3 protein-coding genes and 1 tRNA gene are annotated in these 3,026 nt (G+C 65.2%); 3 read left to right on the forward strand and 1 reads right to left on the reverse strand.

Annotated features, from left to right (window positions below; genetic code table 11):
• Both Q0X61_RS13075 and Q0X61_RS13080 read left to right on the forward strand, forming a co-directional pair.
• A partial coding sequence (locus tag Q0X61_RS13075; RefSeq protein WP_297743314.1) for a beta-N-acetylhexosaminidase occupies positions 1-1,253 on the forward strand: 1,253 nt, incomplete at its 5' end.
• The gene (locus tag Q0X61_RS13080) at positions 1,235-2,503 is read left to right on the forward strand and encodes a glycoside hydrolase family 125 protein (protein WP_367270755.1); all 1,269 of its coding nucleotides are present in this window, start codon (positions 1,235-1,237) and stop codon (positions 2,501-2,503) included. The genes Q0X61_RS13075 and Q0X61_RS13080, both read left to right, overlap by 19 nt.
• A 67-nt stretch (positions 2,504-2,570) precedes the next feature.
• Here Q0X61_RS13080 and Q0X61_RS13085 read toward each other — a convergent pair.
• Positions 2,571-2,646, reverse strand: a tRNA-Lys gene (locus Q0X61_RS13085).
• Between the two features lie 100 nt (positions 2,647-2,746).
• Between Q0X61_RS13085 and Q0X61_RS13090 the strand changes: the two genes are divergently transcribed.
• A partial coding sequence (locus Q0X61_RS13090) for an AzlC family ABC transporter permease (RefSeq protein ID WP_297743315.1) occupies positions 2,747-3,026 on the forward strand: 280 nt, incomplete at its 3' end.

The following is a 3,026-nucleotide window of genomic DNA, read 5'->3' on the forward strand; positions in this document are numbered from 1 at the left end:
CGCTGCTGCAGCTGTTGCCGCGCGAAGTGCACACCACCGGTCCCATGGACCGGGCTGCACTCGTCGTGCCGTTCGTGGAGATCGTTGACGAGCCAGCGCTGGCGTGGCGCGGCTCCATGGTGGATGTGGCAAGGCACTTTCTACCGCTCGACGGATTGCTTCGGCACCTCGACGTGATGGCCATGCACAAGCTCAACGTGCTGCACCTCCACCTCACCGACGATCAAGGCTGGCGCTTTCCGGTGCCCGGCTGGCCGAAGCTCACGGAGGTGGGGGCGTGGCGACCCGGCACCCTCGTCGGGCATCAGCCGCCTCCCGACGAGAACGATTGCGACGATGTGGCCGAGCACGACGGCATCCCGCACGGCGGGTTCTATACAGCCGAGGAGATCGGCAAGCTGGTGGAGCACGCGAACCGGCTCGGCATCACCGTGGTGCCGGAGGTGGATATGCCCGGCCACATGGAGGCCGCGGTGGCGGCCTACCCGGAGCTGGGCGCGTCGGGTGTGCAGCATCCGCGCACGTGCTGGGGTATTTCCGAGCACGTGCTGCGGCTGGATGACACCGTGATTCAGTTCTGCAAGGACGCGCTGGATGCCGTGATGGATCTGTTTCCCGGCTCGCCCGTGCACGTCGGGGGCGACGAGTGCCCGGGGTCGGAATGGCTCGCCGACGAACGCTCGCAGGCCACGATGCGTCGCGAAGGGCTCGCTACTCCTGCCGAGGGGCAGGCGTGGTTCGAGCGCATCGTGTGCGAGCACGTGCTGGCGCGTGGACGTCGCGTGATTGCGTGGGACGAGGTGCTGGAGGGCGACGTGCCCGACGACGTCACCATCATGATGTGGCGCGACGCGGGGCAGATGGGTGACGTGATCAGCCAGGGGTACGACATGCTGGCCGCGCCCACCAAGTACACCTATCTGGACTATTGCCAAGGCAAGTGGGACGATCACCCCCTCAACTACGGCCAGTACACGCCCCTAGAAAAGACGCAGGACTTCGCCCAGATGCTCGCGACGCTCCCGGATGGGCCCGGGCGTCTGCTGGGCGGACAGTTCCAGTTGTGGGGAGAATATGTGCGCGACTGGGCGAAAGCCGAGTACATGATGTGGCCTCGAGGCACCGCACTGGCCCAGCAATTCTGGGCGGGCAATGCGGCCTCGGAGGGAGAGCTCGGGGCCTTGCTCCGCAGGCTCACCGTCATGGGCATCAACTGGTGTCGGGAAGGGATGGCATGGGCGAGCGTACAGTGACGAACCCCGTCGGCCCACAGCTGCAGGCACGGCTGGATGCGGAGTCGAAACGTATTGCCGCGAGGGTGGGGGCACTCGCCGCTCAACGGTTCCGCACCATGATGGTGAACACCTGGACCACGACCATGACCCGGCGCGGTGATCGCACCTTCGTCATCACCGGCGACATTCCCGCGATGTGGCTGCGTGACTCGTCAGCACAAGTGTGGCCGTTCCTGCGGATGACCGACGTGGACGAGGTGCGCGAGGTGCTGCTGGGCATGGTGCGCGAGCAGTGGCGCTGCATTGGTCTGGACCCGTACGCGAACGCGTTTAACGAGTCGGAGAACGATGCCCATCACGATGCCAATGACCTCGACCTTCACCCGGGTGTGTGGGAACGTAAGTACGAGATTGATTCGCTGGCGTTTCCGGTGTTGCTGGCGTACCCCCTCCGGGGGCTCGAGGGATGGGACGACGAGCTCGACGCCGCTGTGCGCCAGGGCTGTGAGAGCATCGTCGCATTGTGGCGGCTGGAGCAGGATCACTTCGGGGCGTCCACGTATCGGCACGTGCGGGACTCGGAGCCGTGCGACACCTTGGGCGACGATGGCCGCGGCACGCCCGTGGCCATCACAGGAATGACCTGGAGCGGATTCCGGCCATCCGACGATGCTTGTCAGTACGGATACAACATTCCCGCGCAGCTCATGGCTATTCACGCGCTCGGGATAATCGGGGAGTTCGCCCGTAATTGGGGCGACGAGGATCTCGCCGCGTCGGCTGGCAAGCTGGCGCAGGAGATCCGCGATGGCGTTGAGCGCTACGGCATGGAGGGTGAGCGGTACCTGTACGAGGTGGACGGGCTGGGCGGCAAGCTGGCCATGGACGACGCCAACATGCCGTCGTTGCTCTCGTTGCCGCTCACGGCTGGGTTCGCGCTCGACGACCCGCGGTATCAGGCCACCCGCGCCTGGGTGCTGAGCGACGAGAACCCGTTCTTCTACGCGGGTGAATTCGCGTTGGGGGTGGGCAGCCCGCACACGCCGGAAGGCTACGTCTGGCATATCGCGCTGGCGGTGCAGGGGCTTACGGGCGACGAGGCCGAGGCCAGGCGGTGCCTCGACGTGATCCTCGCCACCGACGGCGGCACGGGGCTGACGCACGAGAGCTTCGATCCGAATGATCCGACGCAGTACACTCGGCCATGGTTTTCTTGGTCCAACTCCATGGCGTGCGAGCTCATGCTGCGCATTGCGGAGGGAGTGTAAGCGCGTCGTGGCGTTGCCGGGTCGGGTGGACGAAGAAGGCCGCCGGTGAGGGCGGCCTTCTTTCGTTTGGTACACCACCAGGGACTCGAACCCTGAACCCGCTGATTAAGAGTCAGCTGCTCTGCCAGTTGAGCTAGTGGTGCTCGCAGCGGAAACTAAACTTACTACGCCGCTCACGAAATGGGAAATTGAGCGCTGTGCAGGTGCGACGGTGCTTGTTGTGACGGTGTTCAGGTGGTGGACGTGACGTTCACCGCTGAAGCAGTTGGCGCCAAGATAGCAGGCGTGCGAAACCGGGATGCTCTCGAGGTTGCTCGCCTGAGTTTGGGAGGCGGGCTCGGGTTGATCCCACTCGGCATCGCGTTCGGCATGATGGTGATCCAAGCGGGTTTTCCCTGGTGGGTTGCGCCGGTGCTGTCCGTCGTCGTGTACACGGGGTCGGTGGAGTTGTTGCTGGTGAGCCTCATCGCCGCCGGCACGCCGGTGCTCACCGTCGGCCTCACCGTGCTGCTGGTGAACGTGC

This window comes from uncultured Tessaracoccus sp. (assembly GCF_947255005.1).
Taxonomy (GTDB): Bacteria; Actinomycetota; Actinomycetes; order Propionibacteriales; family Propionibacteriaceae; genus Arachnia.

Bases quoted from the DNA above. Each gene is read 5' to 3' on its own strand.
- Q0X61_RS13080 (WP_367270755.1), top strand. From the start codon at position 1,235: ATGGGCGAGCGTACAGTGACGAACCCCGTCGGCCCACAGCTGCAGGCA.